13 protein-coding genes are annotated in these 16,576 nt (G+C 72.0%); 10 read left to right on the top strand and 3 right to left on the bottom strand.

Translation table 11 applies throughout. The features are described from left to right. Nucleotides 1-72 precede the first annotated feature (72 nt). On the top strand, nt 73-1,194 hold the full coding sequence (locus AB5G72_RS05965) for a muconate/chloromuconate family cycloisomerase (RefSeq protein WP_440221227.1): 1,122 nt from the start codon (nt 73-75) through the stop codon (nt 1,192-1,194). Between the two features lie 32 nt (nt 1,195-1,226). Then, nucleotides 1,227-1,508, top strand: a complete 282-nt coding sequence (gene catC, locus AB5G72_RS05970; RefSeq protein WP_182634121.1) for a muconolactone Delta-isomerase — start codon at nt 1,227-1,229, stop codon at nt 1,506-1,508. Nucleotides 1,509-1,610: 102 nt separating this feature from the next. Here the strand turns inward: catC and AB5G72_RS05975 are convergent, their stop codons facing one another. Genes AB5G72_RS05975 through pcaD form a run of 3 tightly spaced genes read right to left on the bottom strand, consistent with a single transcriptional unit; the run spans nt 1,611 to nt 4,458 of the window. Beyond that, complete coding sequence (locus AB5G72_RS05975) at nt 1,611-2,822, bottom strand: acetyl-CoA C-acetyltransferase (RefSeq protein ID WP_440221228.1); 1,212 nt, start codon at nt 2,820-2,822, stop codon at nt 1,611-1,613. A 20-nt stretch (nt 2,823-2,842) separates the two neighbouring features. After that, the gene (locus AB5G72_RS05980; RefSeq protein WP_096907296.1) at nt 2,843-3,631 is read right to left on the bottom strand and encodes an IclR family transcriptional regulator; all 789 of its coding nucleotides are present in this window, start codon (nt 3,629-3,631) and stop codon (nt 2,843-2,845) included. A gap of 35 nt (nt 3,632-3,666) precedes the next feature. Further along, the gene (pcaD, locus tag AB5G72_RS05985) at nt 3,667-4,458 is read right to left on the bottom strand and encodes a 3-oxoadipate enol-lactonase (protein WP_120286385.1); all 792 of its coding nucleotides are present in this window, start codon (nt 4,456-4,458) and stop codon (nt 3,667-3,669) included. A 162-nt stretch (nt 4,459-4,620) separates the two neighbouring features. Between pcaD and AB5G72_RS05990 the strand changes: the two genes are divergently transcribed. From AB5G72_RS05990 to AB5G72_RS06025, 8 genes are all read left to right on the top strand, one after another. Further along, nucleotides 4,621-5,373: a CoA transferase subunit A gene (locus tag AB5G72_RS05990; RefSeq protein ID WP_120286322.1), complete on the top strand. Its 753-nt coding sequence runs from the start codon at nt 4,621-4,623 to the stop codon at nt 5,371-5,373. A gap of 3 nt (nt 5,374-5,376) precedes the next feature. Next, on the top strand, nt 5,377-6,006 hold the full coding sequence (locus AB5G72_RS05995; protein WP_132062044.1) for a 3-oxoacid CoA-transferase subunit B: 630 nt from the start codon (nt 5,377-5,379) through the stop codon (nt 6,004-6,006). Nucleotides 6,007-6,135: 129 nt separating this feature from the next. Continuing rightward, nucleotides 6,136-7,143 (top strand): malate dehydrogenase, encoded by a 1,008-nt coding sequence (locus AB5G72_RS06000; protein WP_067719743.1) that lies wholly within the window; start codon nt 6,136-6,138, stop codon nt 7,141-7,143. 64 nt (nt 7,144-7,207) lie between these two features. Beyond that, the gene (locus AB5G72_RS06005; protein ID WP_440221229.1) at nt 7,208-9,919 is read left to right on the top strand and encodes a valine--tRNA ligase; all 2,712 of its coding nucleotides are present in this window, start codon (nt 7,208-7,210) and stop codon (nt 9,917-9,919) included. Continuing rightward, nucleotides 9,916-11,514 carry a bifunctional tetrahydrofolate synthase/dihydrofolate synthase gene (gene folC, locus AB5G72_RS06010; protein WP_172812194.1) on the top strand — a complete coding sequence of 533 codons (1,599 nt, stop codon included), beginning with the start codon at nt 9,916-9,918 and terminating at the stop codon, nt 11,512-11,514. The genes AB5G72_RS06005 and folC overlap by 4 nt, the downstream gene beginning before the upstream one ends. Continuing rightward, the gene (locus AB5G72_RS06015) at nt 11,511-11,924 is read left to right on the top strand and encodes a DUF4233 domain-containing protein (RefSeq protein WP_067719739.1); all 414 of its coding nucleotides are present in this window, start codon (nt 11,511-11,513) and stop codon (nt 11,922-11,924) included. The genes folC and AB5G72_RS06015 overlap by 4 nt, the downstream gene beginning before the upstream one ends. A gap of 47 nt (nt 11,925-11,971) precedes the next feature. Beyond that, nucleotides 11,972-12,382 (top strand): nucleoside-diphosphate kinase, encoded by a 411-nt coding sequence (gene ndk, locus AB5G72_RS06020; RefSeq protein ID WP_120286318.1) that lies wholly within the window; start codon nt 11,972-11,974, stop codon nt 12,380-12,382. Nucleotides 12,383-12,709: 327 nt separating this feature from the next. Next, the gene (locus AB5G72_RS06025) at nt 12,710-16,537 is read left to right on the top strand and encodes an Rne/Rng family ribonuclease (protein ID WP_440221230.1); all 3,828 of its coding nucleotides are present in this window, start codon (nt 12,710-12,712) and stop codon (nt 16,535-16,537) included. Nucleotides 16,538-16,576: the final 39 nt, after the last annotated feature.

A 16,576-nucleotide genomic window follows, 5' to 3' on the forward strand; every position in this document is an offset into this window, starting at 1 on the left:
GCCCCGGCCGCCACGAGCGGCCGGGGCGTCGGCGGTCGATCCGGCCGGACCACCAACACGAAGGGCTCGACGATGTCTGACCTGACCATCCGTTCCGTGGAGACACGGATCCTCGACGTGCCGCTCATCAGGCCGCACAAGTTCGCCACCACCACCGCCACCGCCCAGTCGATCCTGCTCGTGGCGGTGACCACCGAGTCCGGGGTCGTGGGCTACGGCGAAGGCGTCACACCGGGCGGCCCCTGGTGGGGAGGCGAGTCCGCCGAGACCATGCAGGTCCTGGTGGAGAAGTACCTGGCCCCCGTGGCCGTCGGTCGGCGGGTCGACGAGATCCCCGCCGTCCTCGAGGCGATGGAGGGCGTGGTGGCCCGCGGCCGTTTCGCCAAGGCCTCCCTCGAGATCGCCATGTTCGACGCGTGGGCCCGGTCGCTGGACGTACCCGTGCGCTCGCTGCTCGGCGGAGCGGTCCGCGACTCGATCGAGTGCACGTGGGCCCTGGGCGCGATGCCGCTCGAGGAGATGGTCGAGGAGATCGACGAGCTCCTCGCCGCGGACCGTCACCGCACGTTCAAGCTGAAGATGGGCGCCCTGGACCCGGCCGAGGACGTCGCCCGCATCGCGGCGCTGGCCGAGCGCCTCGACGGGCGGGCGGGCCTTCGGGTGGACATCAACGCACGCTGGGACCGGTTCACCGCGAACGTCCACCTCCCGGCGCTCGTCGAGGCCGGCATCGAGCTGATCGAGCAGCCGACCCCCACCGAGCAGATCGAGGTGCTCGCCGAGCTCAACCGCTCGCTGCCGGTGCAGTTCATGGCCGACGAGTCGGTCCAGTCCCCGCACGACGCCCTCGAGGTGGCACGGCGGGACGCGGCCGGGGTGGTCGCGGTGAAGACCACCAAGCTCGGTGGACTGAGCCGGGGCAAGGAGGTCGTGGCGATCGCCCGCGCGGCCGGGATCGCCTGCCACGCCGCCACGTCGCTCGAGGGGCCGATCGGGACCGTCGCGTCACTGCATCTCGCGTGCGCCGAGCCCGGCTTCAACTACGGCTCGGAGCTCTTCGGGCCGCTGCTGCTCGCCGAGACCTACGTCACCACCCCGATCCGCTACGAGGCCGGCCGGGTCCACCTGCCGTCCGGGCCCGGGCTGGGCGTCGAACTCGACCACGACGCCGTCGACAAGTTCACCCGCCGCTGACCGCGGCACCACACGAGAAGGAGCGCCCGACGATGGCACTGTTCCACGTCCGCATGGACGTCACCATCCCCAATGACCTGGACCCCGAGGTCCGCGCCGACACCCTGGCCCGTGAGAAGGCCTACAGCCAGGAGCTGCAGCGCTCCGGCACGTGGCGGGAGCTGTGGCGCATCGTGGGCCGGTACTCGAACATCAGCATCTTCGATGTCGAGTCCGGCGACGAACTGCACGAGATCCTCCAGGGGCTGCCGCTGTTCCCGTACATGGACATCGAGGTCATGGCCCTGACGCGGCACCCGTCGCGAATCGAGTGATCGCGCCGGGCTGACCTCCCGGGCACTCCCGTCCCGCGAAAGACGACGAGGCCGCCCGCCCCGAAAGGGGCGGGCGGCCTCGTCGCGCGGGAGGTGTGTCGGTCAGACGCGCTCGAACACCGCGGCGAGCCCCTGGCCGCCTCCGATGCACATGGTCTCCAGGCCCCACTGCGCGTCGCGGCGCACCATCTCGCGCGACAGGGTGGCGAGCATGCGCGCCCCGGTGGCGCCGACGGGGTGGCCCAGGGAGATGCCGGAGCCGTGCGGGTTGAGGTGCTCGGAGGTGGGGTCGATGTCCCACTCGCGCATCACGGACAGGGCCTGCGCGGCGAACGCCTCGTTCAGTTCGATGACGTCCATGTCGGCGAGCGTGAGGCCGAGTCGGTCGAGCGCCTTGGCGGTGGCGGGGACCGGCCCGATGCCCATCGTCTCCGGTGCCACGCCCGCGACGGCCCACGAGGCGAGGCGGACCAGGGGGGTCAGTCCGAGGGCGGCGGCCCTGTCCGCGGTGGTGACGACGCACATCGCGGCACCGTCGTTCTGGCCGGAGGCGTTCCCGGCGGTCACGGTGGCCTCCGGGTCGGTGCGGCCCATGATGGGCCGCAGGCGTGCCAGCGCCTCGACGGAACTGTCGGCACGGGGATGCTCGTCGGTGTCGACGACGAGGTCGTCACCCTTGCGCTGCGGAACGGTCACCGGGACGATCTCCTCGGCGAACGCCCCGGACTCCTGCGCCGCCACGGCCCGCTGGTGGGACTGCACGGCCAACCGGTCCTGCTCGTCCCGGCTGATGCCGTACTCACGACGGAGGTTCTCGGCGGTCTCGATCATCCCGCCGTCGATGGTGTGCGAGCGTCCGCCGACGGTGGTGCGGGCCCGGCCGAGACGGTCGACCAGCGAGATCCCGTCCCCGCGGATGCCCCAGCGGGGGCTCGGGGAGGCGTAGAACTCCACCTGGCTCATCGACTCGACGCCGCCGGCGACCACGAGGTCCATGCCGCCGGAGGCGACCTGGAGTGCGCCGGTGATGATCGCCTGGAGTCCGGAGCCGCAACGCCGGTCGAGTTGCAGGCCCGGCACGTCGATCCCCAGGGGGGAGTCGAGTGCGGCGATGCGGCCGATGGCGGGTCCCTCGCCGTTCGGGGAGCCCTGTCCCAGCACCACGTCGTCGACGTCGGCTCCGGTCAGTCCGGTGCGCTCGACGAGGGCGGTGAGCAGGCAGGTGGCCAGGGTGTTCGCGTCCAGGTCGCGGAACACCCCGCCAAAGCGTCCCACGGGGGTGCGCAGGGGTTGGCAGATGACGACGTCACGCATGGATTTTCCTCAGTTCGGGTTCAGCGGTTGACGATGGCGAGGTCGGCCGACAGTGCGCGGGCGGTGGCCAGCAGTTCGGGGATGACCTCGCCTGTGAGCTGGTCGGGGGAGTAGCGGGCGGCGTGGGTGGAGACGTTGAGGGCCGCGCTGACCGCGCCGTGGCGGTCGTGGACCGGTGCGGCCACCGAGCGCAGGCCGGGCTCGAGTTCCTGGTCGACGACGCACCACCCGCGCTCGGCCACCCGCGCCAGCTCCGCGCGGAGCGCTGACTCGTCGGCGAGGCCGTGGGGGGTGAGCGCCCGCAGGTCCGTCGCGGCGAGGTAGGCGTCGAGGTCCTCGGCGGGGAGCGAGGCGAGCAGGACCCGCCCCATCGACGTGGCGTAGGCGGGGAACCGGGTTCCGATGGTGATGCCGATGGTCATGATGCGACGCACCTGGACGCGCCCCACGTAGACGATGTCGGGGCCGTCGAGCACCGCCACGGACGAGGATTCGCCGAGTCGCGAGCTGAGCTTCTCCAGGTGCGGTTGGGCGAGATCGGTCAGCGGGAGCGCCGACAGGTAGCTGTACCCAAGGTCGAGGACCCGGGGGGTGAGCCAGAAGACCGAGTCGGCCGTGTCCACGTAGCCCAGTTCGACGAGGGTGTGGAGGAAGCGGCGGGCGGTCGCCCGGGTCAGTCCGGTGTTGCGCGCGACGTCACTGAGGGTCTGGCGTGGCTGGCGGGCGTCGAATGCCCGGATGACCGCCAGGCCGCGCGCGAGCGACTGGACGAAGTCGGGGGAGGCCGGGCGGTCGCCGCCGTCGTCCACGGACCCGGCCGGGGTCGACACCACGTCGGGGCGGGTCACGCCGCGCCCGTGTTTCGTGCGGCGTCGAGGTGTCGGCGGAGCACGTCGGTGATGCGGTCAGGGATCTCGACGGTGGGCACGTGGGCCGCCGGGGAGACGACGACGAAGTCCGCTCCGGGCACCCCGTCGGCGATCTCGCGCAGTACCTCCGGGGGAGTGGAGGGGTCCTCGTCCCCCGCGAGCACGAGGGTGGGGCAGGAGATCCGACCCAGCTCGGCGCGGTTGTCCCAGCCGGCCAGCGCGTCGCAGCAGGAGGCGTATCCCTCGGCCGGGGTGCCCAGGACCATCTCGCGGAGCCCGGCGACCAGCTCGGGCTCGGCCTCGGCCCGCGCGGCGGTGATCCACCGTGCGACGACGGCGTCGGCGACCGCGGCCGTCCCGCCCTCGCGGACCGCGGTGGCGCGATCGGCCCAGCCGGACGGTTCACCGAACTTCGCGGCGGTGCACAGGAGGGCGGTGGAGAGCACGCGGGTGGGTTCGTGGACGGCGAGCCACTGGGCCACCGCGCCACCGAGCGAGAGTCCGGCCACGTGGAACCGGTCCACGTCGATCGAGTCGAGCAGGGCCAGAACGTCGGCGGCCAGGTCGGCGATCGTGCAGGGGCCGGGGACGACCTCGGACGTGCCGTGGCCCCGGTGGTCCACCGCGACCACGGTGTGGTCGCGGGACAGGTCCCGGGCCTGCGCGTCCCACATCGAACGGTCGGACCCGAGTGATCCGAGGAGGACGAGGACGGGGGTGTCGGCGGACCGGGGTCCGCTGACCTCGTGGGACAGGGTGGCGGGCATGGTGTCGGTCCTCTCGTGCGTCTGGTCGCGGGCGGTGCGTTGCGTGGTGTGTGGTGCGCTCGGGCGCAGGCGCTCCACGTCGGTACCTGACCCACGATACCCGCATATCGTACGAGGAGCGAACACTTGTACAAGATGCGAACACCGGATAGGGTTCGTGACATGACCAACAAGATCTTCTCGTCGGCCGCGGACGCGGTCGCGGACATCCCCGACGGTGCCTCCCTGGCCGTGGGCGGGTTCGGTCTGGTCGGCATCCCCGCCGTCCTCATCGACGCGCTCCTCGAGCAGGGCGCCACCGACCTGAGCACGGTGAGCAACAACTGCGGGACCGACGGTTTCGGCCTGGGCAAACTTCTGGAATCGCACCGGATCACCCGGACCACGGCCTCGTATGTCGGCGCCAACAAGGAGTTCGCCCGCCAGTACCTCTCCGGCGAGCTCGAGGTGGAGCTCACGCCGCAGGGCACGCTCGCCGAGCGCATGCGGGCCGGAGGCGCCGGCATCCCCGCCTTCTACACCCCGGCCGGCGTCGGCACGATGGTCGCCGACGGGGGCCTGCCACTGCGTTACGACGGCGAGGGGGGCGTCGCCAAGGCGTCCGAGCCCAAGGAGGTCCGGGTCTTCGACGGCGAACAGTACGTCCTCGAGCGCGGGATCGTCACCGACTTCGCCCTGGTCCACGCCCACAGGGCCGACACCATGGGCAACCTGCAGTTCCGTGGGACGGCCCGCAACTTCAACCCGGACGTGGCCATGGCCGGTCGGATCACGATCGTGCAGGCCGAGGAGGTCGTCGAGCCGGGCGGGATCGACCCGGCCAACGTCCACATCCCCGGCATCTTCGTCCAACGGATCGTCGAGGTCGGCCGCCAGGAGACCGGCGTCGAGATCCGCACCACCAGGGAGGCCTGAGCCATGAGCTGGACCCACGAGCAGATGGCGGCCCGCATCGCCGCGGATTTCACCGACGGCCAATACGTCAACCTCGGTATCGGTATGCCCACCCTCATCCCCGGTTGTCTTCCCGAGGGTGTGCAGGTGACCCTCCACTCGGAGAACGGCATCCTCGGCGTCGGGCCGTACCCGACGGACGACGAGCTCGACCCCGAGATGATCAACGCCGGCAAGGAGACCATCACCGCCGAGGAGGGGGCGGCGTTCTTCTCGTCGTCGGAGTCCTTCGCCATGATCCGCGGCGGTCACGTCGACGTCGCAGTCCTCGGCGCTATGCAGGTCTCGCAGTCCGGCGACCTGTCCAACTGGATGGTCCCCGGCGCCATGGTCAAGGGCATGGGCGGTGCGATGGACCTCGTCCACGGCGCCGACCGCGTGATCGTGATGATGGACCACGTCACCCGCAAGGGCGACCTCAAGCTCATGCAGGAGAACACGCTCCCGTACACGGGCAAGGGCTGCGTCCAGCGGGTCGTCACCGACCTGTGCGTCCTCGACATCGCGCCGGAGGGCTTCCGGCTCGTCGAACTGGCGCCGGACGTGACGATCGACGAGGTCCGCCGGAAGACGGGCGCCGAGATCCACGCCTGAGTCGATCCACCCCGAGCCGACGCGCGGGTGGACGTCAGGTGTACACCGCCCGCGGAGGCGGGAGGCGGGGTCGGATTCTCACTACTGTGGGAACCGACCCCGTCGTCGTCTCCGGAAGGTCCGCCCCGCATGAGCACCTCCACCCCGGTCACCGCCACCCCGGCCACCGTGACCGTCACCGGCGCCGCCGGAAAGATCGCCTACTCGTTGCTGTTCCGTCTCGCCTCCGGGCTGGTGTTCGGGCCCGGGACCCCGGTCCGCCTGCGTCTGCTCGACATCCCGTCGGCCGTGGTCGCGGCGGAGGGCGTCGCGATGGAGATCGAGGACTGCGCGCTCCCGCTGGTCGAGTCGATCGAGATCACCGACGACGTGGACACCGCGTTCGACGGCGCCAACGCGGCATTCCTGGTGGGCGCCAGGCCGCGCGGCAAGGGGATGGAGCGCGCCGACCTGCTCACCGCCAACGGGGCGATCTTCCGGGAACAGGGCCGCGCCATCAACGCCCACGCCGCTGACGACGTGCGGGTGGTGGTGGTCGGCAACCCCGCCAACACCAACGCCTACATCGCCCACCGACACGCGCCCGACGTCCCCGCCGGTCGCTTCACCGCCCTGATGCGGCTCGACCACAACCGCGCGCTCAGCCAGCTCGCCACCCGGCTGGGAGCGCCGGTCGCCGACCTGGACGGGGTGGTGGTCTGGGGCAACCACTCGGCCACCCAGTTCCCCGACGTGTCGTACCTGACGCGACGGGGCGAGCCGGTCACCTCCGGGCTCGACGAGGAGTGGCTGGCCGACACGTTCATCCCGCGGGTCGCGAACCGGGGAGCCGAGATCATCTCGGTGCGCGGATCGTCGTCGGCCGCCTCGGCCGCCGGCGCGGCGGTCGACCAGATGCGCGACTGGGTGCACGGCACCAGTGGGGAGAGCTGGACCACGGTCGCACTGCCGTCGGAGGGGCAGTACGGCACCGTGCCGGGTGTCGTGACGGGGTTGCCCTGCCGCAGCCGCGGCGCGGAGTGGGAGGTCGTCGAAGGACTGGCGATCGGGGACTTCCAACGAGCCCGCATCGACGCGTCGGTGGCGGAACTGGTCTCGGAGCGTGACGCCGTTCACGGACTGGGACTGGCCGACTGACCTCGGGTGCACCGGGGCTGACGGCGTGTGCCGGGCCCCGGCGCCCACGGCCTAGGATGGTCGGGTGACGACTCCAGCTTCTGCCTCCCCGAACACCGACCGCGCGGACGCCCTGCCCGCCTCCTGGAACCCAGGTGAGGTGGAAGGCGGGCTGTACCAGCGCTGGGTGGAGGCCGGCTACTTCGAGGCCGACCCGTCCAGCGACAAGCCTGCCTACTCGGTGGTGTTGCCGCCGCCCAACGTCACGGGCAGCCTGCACATGGGCCACGCGCTCGACCACACCCTCATGGACGTGCTCACGCGGCGCAAGCGCATGCAGGGCTTCGAGGTCCTGTGGCTGCCCGGCATGGACCATGCGGGGATCGCCACGCAGACCCTCGTGGACCGCAAGCTCCGCGACGAGGGGATCGACCGCCACGAGATCGGCCGCGAGGCGTTCATCGAGAAGGTCTGGGAGTGGAAGCGCGAATCCGGCGGCACCATCGGCGAGCAGATGCGTCGCCTCGGCGACGGTGTCGACTGGTCTCGTGAGCGGTTCACCCTCGACGACGGACTGTCGCGCGCGGTGCAGACCATCTTCAAGGAGCTCTACGACAGCGGTCTGATCTACCGCGCCGAGCGACTGGTCAACTGGTCGCCCACCCTGCAGACCGCGATCTCGGACATCGAGGTCAAGTACGCGGACGTCGAGGGCGAGCTGGTGAGCTTCCGCTACGGCTCGATGGACGACTCCGAGCCGCACCTGGTCGTGGCCACGACCCGGCTCGAGACGATGCTCGGTGACACCGCGATCGCCGTCCATCCCTCCGACGAGCGCTACGCGCACCTGGTGGGCACCGAGATCCCGCACCCGTTCCGTGAGGGGTGGACCATGCGCGTGGTCGCGGACGACTACGTCGATCCCGAGTTCGGGACCGGCGCGGTGAAGGTCACGCCCGCGCACGACCCCAACGACTTCGCGATCGGCCAGCGTCACGGCCTCGAGATGCCCACGATCATGGACGCCACCGGCCACATCACCGGGACCGGGACCCGCTACGACGGCATGGACCGTTTCGACGCCCGCAAGGCCGTCCGGGAGGACCTCGCCGAGCAGGGGCGCATCGTCAAGGAGGTGCGTCCGTATCTGCACTCGGTGGGCCACTCCGAACGGTCCGGCGAGCCGATCGAGCCGCGGCTGTCGCTCCAGTGGTGGGTGCGGGTCGAGGAGCTGGCGAGGATGGCTGGGGACGCCGTGCGCGACGGTGACACGGTGATCCACCCGACGAGCCAGGAACCGCGCTGGTTCGACTGGGTCGACGACATGCACGACTGGTGCATCTCCCGTCAGCTGTGGTGGGGTCACCGCATCCCGATCTGGTACGGACCCGACGGCGACGTGGTCTGCGTGGGACCCGGCGAGGAGCCGCCCGCCGGGTACACGCAGGACACCGACGTGCTCGACACGTGGTTCTCCTCCGGACTGTGGCCGTTCTCCACCATGGGCTGGCCCGGGCGCACCGCCGACCTCGAGCGGTTCTACCCCACGTCCGTCCTGGTCACCGGGTACGACATCCTCTTCTTCTGGGTGGCACGGATGATGATGTTCGGCACCTTCGTGGGCCGGACCCTCACCGGCGACAAGGCCGCTCCGGGGAAGGTTCCGTTCACCGACGTCTTCCTCCACGGCCTCGTGCGCGACGAGCACGGCCAGAAGATGTCCAAGTCCAAGGGCAACGGCATCGACCCGCTCGACTGGGTGGACCGCTTCGGCGCCGACGCCCTGCGCTTCACCCTGGCCCGCGGGGCCAACCCGGGCGGCGACCTGTCGGTCGGGGACGACGCCGCCCAGGCGTCCCGCAATTTCGCCACCAAGCTGTTCAACGCCACCCGCTTCGCGCTGATGAACGGGGCGAAGGTGGGCGAACTGCCCGCCGCATCCGCGCTCACCGATGCCGACCGGTGGATCCTGCACCGGCTCGGGGAGGTGCGGGTGGGCGTCGACGACGCGTTGGACCGCTACGAGTTCTCCAAGGCATGCGAGGCCCTGTACCACTTCGCCTGGGACGAGGTGTGCGACTGGTACCTCGAGCTCGCGAAGGTCCAGTTCGGTTCGGACGACGACGCGCGCGCCTCCGAGCGGGCCGAGAACACGAGACTCGTCCTCGGACACGTGTTGGACGTCCTCATGCGGATGCTGCACCCGGTGATCCCGTTCGTCACGGAGACGCTGTGGACCGCACTGACCGGACGGGAGTCCGTGGTGGTCGCGGACTGGCCCACCGACGTGGCGCCGGCCGATGACGCCACGGGGCCGGTCCGCCGCGTGGCCGACGCCCAGACCCTCGTCACCGAGATCCGGCGGTTCCGCTCCGACCAGGGCCTCAAGCCCGGTCAGCGGGTGCCGGCACGGATCTCCGGCGTGGACGCCGCCGACCTGCCGGTGGACCTGCTCGCCCAGGTGTGCGCGCTCGCACGGCTGACCCCGGCCGCCGAGGACTTCACCGCCACGGCCTCGCTCGAGGTCCGGCTCGGGTTGTCGACGGTAGACGTGGAGATCGACACCTCCGGGACGATCGACCTCGCCGCCGAGCGACGCAGGTTGGAGAAGGATCTCGCCGCCGCCCGCAAGGAACTCGAGACCACCGGTGCCAAACTCGGCAACGAGGCGTTCCTGGGCAAGGCGCCCGACCACGTCGTCGACAAGATCCGCGGTCGCCGCGACCTCGCCGAGGCCGAGGTCTCCCGGATCACCGCCCGGCTCGAGTCGATGCCGGCAGGAAGTGACCCCGCGTGAGCGATCGACAGTGGCTCCCACCGCACGACCCGAGCGAGGGGTGGGACACCCCGACCGAGGAGGACGTCGCCGAGATGCTCGGCGAGGACGGCCTCGTCTCGGGCGTCCCGCTCGGTGGTCCGATCCCGGGTGACGAGGACGGCGACGGCGACGATCACCTGCCGCCGCGCCCGGTCCCCGAGGTCGGCAGCCCCGAATGGCAGGCCGACGCGGCCGACCTGGCCGCGGTCGAGGAGGAACTGACGACCCGCTGGCCGGAGTCCCGCCTCGAGCCGAGCCTGGACCGGATCGCCGAGCTGATGTCCGTGCTCGGCGATCCGCAGCACGCGTACCCCGTGGTCCACGTGGCGGGCACCAACGGCAAGACATCGGTCACGCGGATGGTCGACGCGCTGCTGCGGGCCCTGCACCAGCGCACCGGACGCAACTCCAGCCCCCACCTGCAGAGCGTCACCGAGCGCATCGCGCTCGACGGGGAGCCGGTCACCGCCCGCACCTTCGTGGACACCTACCGAGAACTCCAGCCCTATCTCGAGCTCGTCGACCAGCGGTCCGAGGAGGCCGGCGGCCCACGGATGAGCTACTTCGAGGTGCTGACCGCGATGGCGTTCGCCGCGTTCGCCGACGCACCGGTCGAGGTGGCGGTCGTGGAGACGGGGATGGGCGGGACGTGGGACGCCACGAACGTGGTCCGGCCCGCCGTCGCCGTGATCACCCCCGTTGGCCTGGACCACACCGACTACCTGGGCGAGGACCTCGCGACGATCGCGGGGGAGAAGGCCGGGATCATCCAGCCGGGCCCGGAGGACGATCTGCTGCCGCGAGACCCGATCGCCGTGATCGGGCGCCAGGAGCCCGAGGCCATGGACGTCCTGTTGCGTCGCGCCGTGGAGGTGGGCGCGGTCGTCGCCCGCCTCGGTTCGGAGTTCGACGTGGTCGAGCGGCGGGTCGCCGTCGGCGGCCAGCAGCTCACCCTGCGAGGCCTCGGTGGCGAGTACCCCGAGGTGTTCCTCCCGCTGTTCGGGGAGCACCAGGCCGAGAACGCCGCGACCGCGCTCGCGGCCGTCGAGGCGTTCTTCGGCGCGGGCCCGGACAGGGCCCTGGACCCGGAACTCATCCGTGCAGGCTTCGCTGCGGTCGACAATCCCGGGCGCCTCGAGCGGCTCAGCTCCAGCCCCACCGTCCTGGTGGACGCCGCCCACAACGGGCACGGAGGACGCGCACTCGCCGAGGCTGTCACCTCGGAGTTCGACTTCAAGCGGCTGGTCGCCGTGGTCGCGATGCTCGACGGCAAGGACGCCGACGCGTTTCTCGCCGCACTCGAGCCGGTGGTGGAGGAGGTCGTCGTCACCCGGGCCGCCTCATCGCGCGCGATGGACCCGGGCGACCTCGCACGCATCGCCGAGGAACGGTTCACCGCCCAGCGCGTCCACGTGGTGGACACCCTGCCCGACGCGGTCAGCGCGGCCCTCGACCTGGTCGGGGTCCCGGATCCGACCGCGGACGACGACGTCTCGGGCGTCGGCGTGCTCATCACGGGTTCCGTGGTGACCGCCGGGGCCGCCCGCAGCCTGTTCGGAAAGGACGCACAGTGACCGACCCGACCCCCGGCCCCCGGGGCGCAGCGCACGAGCCCTCGGTGGACCCGTGGAAGGGGCTGCGGGGCATCATGGCCGGCACCCTCGTGCTCGAGGCGATCGTGATCGGTCTGGTGCTGACGGTCATCGCCCGGCTCGACGGCGGCGCCCACTTCCAGCCGTGGAAGGTGTGGTTCGTCAGCCTCCTCGCGGTCGCGATGCTCGTGGCCAGTGGACTCCAGCGCAAACCCTGGGCGATCCCGCTGAACCTCACGCTCGCGGGTCTGGCCGTCGCCGGCTGGGCCGTGCACTGGTCGATGGGGGTCTGCGGGCTCATGTTCGCCGCGGTCTGGGCGTACATCCTGTACCTGCGCCGGGACCTGACCCGCCGGATGGCCGGCGGCTATCTGCCCAGCCAGCACGACTGACGGCTCCGGACGGTCGGCGTGGACACCGGGCTTGTAGGATCGCCCTCGTGACCGAGAGAACTTTCTTCCTCATCAAGCCCGACGGTGTCGAGCGCGCGCTGACCGGGACCATCCTGGCCCGTATCGAGGCCAAGGGCCTCAAGATCGTCGCCATGGACATGCGTCAGGTGTCCCAGGAGACGGCGGCCGAGCACTACGCCGAGCACTCCGAGCGTCCGTTCTACGGGGACCTGCTCGAGTTCATCACCTCCGGTCCGGTCGTCGCCGGCGTGCTCGAGGGCCCCCGGGCGATCGCCGCGTGGCGTCAGCTCGCCGGGGGCACCGACCCTGTGGAGAAGGCCGCGCCCGGCTCCATCCGTGGCGACTTCGGTCTCGAGACCCAGTTCAACCTCGTCCACGGCTCGGACTCCGAGGAGTCCGCCGCCAGTGAGATCGCGCTCTGGTTCCCCGGTCTGTAGATCCCCGTCCTCCCGCAGTGATCGAGCTGCGCGCGCCCGTCGGCCCCGAGGCCCGGCGGGCGCGTTTGCGTTCGGTGGTGCCGGGCGACGACGTTTCGGCGGCGGGTGTGGGAGAATGGTCGAAGCCCATCCTGGCGAGTGGACCACCAGTCCGCCCCGGAACGGGCGCCCGCCACCCGTGGCCCGGTTCGTCCCGGTGCCGCGGACCACAAGACGTCGTCCCACCCAGGTGGGGCCCAGACAAGAAGACGCCCGACCCCGTGCGGCGGCGTGGGTCACCGTTATCCGGTGACGTGATCGCGCCCGGAGTCCGGCCGGAGGAGACACGTGTCGGATCCGAACCTGACAATCGACGACATCAACGCGCTTCCCGAGAGGATGCGTGCGCACGCGGCCGCCAGGGCCGTGGGCATGAGCAGCAGGGAATTCCTGGCCGCCATGGCCGGGATCGGCGTGGAGATCAAGAGCGCCCAGTCCGGGGTGACCAGGCAGGTGCTGCTCGACTGGTTCACCAGCCGCGGGCAGGACACGGAGACGGCGTCCGGTGTCGCGCCGGCAGGGGACACCGGTGCCCAGGCGCCGGCGGCCGAGGCGTCCGCGACCGACGCCCCCGCCCGGAAGGCCCCGGGGGACAAGGCCCCGGCAGAAAAGGCCCCCGCGAAGAAGGCCGCCGCCAAGAGGGCGGCCAAGGCGCCCGCCAGGAAGACCGCGGAGAAGACCCCCACCGCAGAGGTGCCCGCCGACCCGGCGTCGGCTGAGGCGACCGCCGCTGGGACAACGCCGGCCGAGACGCCGGCCGAGGCGCCTGCTGCGGAGTCGGCGACGGGCGGGACGGCGGCGACGGAGACCGCTCCCGCGAAGAAGGCGTCCGGCAGGAAGAGCCCGGCGCGCAAGACCACCGCCGAGAAGACCGCCGAGAAGGCCACGGACGCCGAGAAGTCCGCCTCCAGGTCAGCGGAAAAGTCCGGCGCGAGGACCGGGACGAAGTCCGTGCAGGGCTCGGCGGACGAGTCCGCAGGGACCGGGGGAGGCGGGACGAGCGGTCGGAACCGCCCGGCGCTGCCCGAGATCGCGATCGTCACCGGCGAGGTGGGGTCGGAGGAGTCGGGCAACCGTCGGCGTCGGTCCACTGCGACCCCGTCGTTCTCTCCGCTGTTCCTCTCGCCCGACGAGGCTCCCGCGCAGACGCAGGCGGACACCCGCTCGGGCGACGAGCCCCGCGGCCGCCGCGGCCAGGGCCAGACCCAGACCCAGGGCCAGACCCAGGGCCGGGCCCGCACCGAGACCGCCCCCGACACCGCCCCCACCCCTCCCGCCGAGGACACGCAGGTCGAGCAGGACGGGCAGGAGCAGGGATCCGACGACGGCCGCGCCACGGACCAGTCCGACTCCGGTGACGGCGGGACCCGTCGTCGCCGTCGGGGCCGTCGCGGACGTGGGCGCGGGCGCGGCGAGGCCGGCGACGACCAGAACGGTGAGAACACCGGGACCGAGTCGTCGGACGACGGAGACCAGCGCGACAGCGACCAGCGCGGCAGCGACCCTCGCGACAGCGACCCGGACGAGACCTCCGGCAGCGATGACGGGAGTTCCGACGCCCGTCCCGATTCCGCCGCCGAGACCGACGACCGGTCCGCCGACGACTCCGACGGGCAGTCCGGTCCGGGTGACGCCGACGGTGATGATTCGGACGACTCGGGGAACGGTCCGTCGGGTTCGAGGCGCCGTCGCCGTCGTCGTCGTCGCAGTGGGGGCTCCGGCTCCGACGACACCCAGACGTCCAACGATGACCCGCCCCAGACCGAGGTCCACGAACGCGAGGCCCGCCGTCGCTCCGGACGCGGGGGACAGGGCTCGGGTACGTCGTCCGACGAGGTCCAGGGCATCACCGGCTCCACGCGGCTCGAGGCCAAGCGCCAGCGTCGCCGCGACGGCCGCGAGGCCGGTCGTCGTCGCCAGCCGATCCTCTCCGAGTCCGAGTTCCTCGCCCGCCGCGAGGCCGTGGACCGCGTCATGGTGGTCCGTGAGAAGCAGCGCGGCGACGGCAAGGGCGTCATGACCCAGGTCGGCGTGCTCGAGGACAAGGTCCTCGTGGAGCACTTCGTCACCACCGAATCGGCGCGTTCGATGGTCGGTAACGTCTACCTCGGCCGTGTGCAGAACGTGCTGCCCAGCATGGAGGCGGCGTTCGTCGACATCGGGCGCGGCCGCAACGGCGTCCTGTACGCCGGCGAGGTCAACTGGGAGGCCGCCGGGCTCGGCGGCAAGGCCCGGCGGATCGAGCAGGCACTCAAGTCCGGCGACATGGTGCTGGTGCAGGTCACCAAGGACCCGATCGGGCAGAAGGGTGCCCGCCTGTCCACGCAGATCTCGCTGGCCGGGCGCTTCCTCGTGTACGTACCGGACGGCAACTCCACCGGCATCTCGCGCAAGTTGCCCGACACCGAGCGTCGCCGCCTCAAGGCGATCCTCAAGGAGGTCGTGCCGGAGGGCTCCGGCGTGATCATCCGCACCGCCGCCGAGGGCGTCAGCGCGGAGGAGATCGGCCGCGACGTCGAGCGCCTGGCCGCCCAGTGGACCGAGATCTCGGAGGCTGCCGCCAAGCGCACCGACTCCGGGGCCGGCACGCCTGTGTCCCTGTACGAGGAGCCGGACCTGCTGGTCAAGGTCGTCCGCGACCTGTTCAACGAGGACTTCTCCAAGCTCGTCATCCAGGGCGAGACCTCCTGGGACACGGTGCACGACTACGTCTCGCGGGTCGCGCCCGAGATGACGGAGCGCGTGGAGCGGTACAACAACCCGGATGTGGACGTGTTCGCCACCTATCGTGTGGACGAGCAGCTGGCCAAGGCGCTCGACCGCAAGGTGTGGCTGCCCTCCGGCGGCTCGCTGGTGATCGACCGCACCGAGGCGATGACCGTCATCGACGTTAACACCGGCAAGTACACCGGCTCCGGCGGCAACCTCGAGGAGACCGTCACCAAGAACAACCTCGAGGCCGCCGAGGAGATCGTCCGCCAGCTGCGCCTGCGCGACGTCGGCGGGATGGTGATCATCGACTTCATCGACATGGTGCTCGAGTCCAACCGCGACCTCGTGCTGCGGCGCCTCACCGAGGCGCTGGGGCGCGATCGCACCCGCCACCAGGTCTCCGAGGTCACGTCACTGGGGCTGGTGCAGCTCACCCGCAAGAAGCTCGGTACCGGGCTGGTCGAGGCGTTCTCCACCCCGTGCGAGCACTGCCAGGGCCGCGGGCTGATCGTGCACGCGGACCCCCTGCACACCGAGTCGCACAACGCCGACGAGCCCGGTGGCCGCCGCGGCCGTCGCAAGGGTGGCAACGGCAAGGGCTCGGGGGAGTCCGAGGCGCCCGCGCCCAAGCAGGCCGCGCGCAAGGACGGCCCCGCGCCGGCCGCGCACCCGGCCGCGCTTGCGATCTCACGGCAGCACGCCGAGGCAGACGCCGACAGCGGCGCCGAGCCGAACGCCCAGGGTGGCACCCGCACCGACGGGGGCCGTGACACCGACCAGGGCCGTGACGCGGCGCCCGAGACCCGGGCAGCCGGGAGAGCGGACGCCGGCGCCCGGGGGGCCACCGCCCCCGAGGTCGTGACCGCGCCCGCGGCGGAGGCACCGGCCGCTCCCGCCGCGGAGCAGACCGCCGAGCCGACGCCGGGGACCGCCGAGCCCGACTCGGCGGACGCCGCCGGGACCACGCGGCCGGCGCGTCGCCGCCGGGCAGCGAGGCGGGCCACGAGCAGTGCTCCGGCGCCGACGACCGCGGCCGAGGACGCCGCCGCGGCCGAGGTGACCGACTCCCCGCAGTCCGAGGCCGCCGTGGTGGCCGAGGCGGAGACGGTCGTGGAGCAGGTCTCCACCCCGGGTCCCGACACTGCGGGTCCGGACACGGCGGGTCCGGATACCGGGCCCACGGGTCAGGCCCCGGGCGGGCGCCGCCCCCGCCGGCGGTCCACCCGCCGCGAGGCTGGCGCCGCCGGGACCGACACCGCGCCGCAGGCCGCACCGGCCGATCCGGTGGCGAAGGTCGAGGCCGCGCCCCTGGCGGAAGCGCCCACCTCGGTGGTCGCCGAGCCGCGCACGCGGCCGGCGAGGCGACGTGCCACCAGGACGACGACCGCCCCCGCTGGCGACTGACGCACCCGGCCGCGGGCCGGCGGCACGGTCGGTTTGACC

It is taken from the genome of Dietzia sp. MNB45 (assembly GCF_051994785.1).
GTDB classification, from domain to species: Bacteria; Actinomycetota; Actinomycetes; order Mycobacteriales; family Mycobacteriaceae; genus Dietzia; species Dietzia kunjamensis.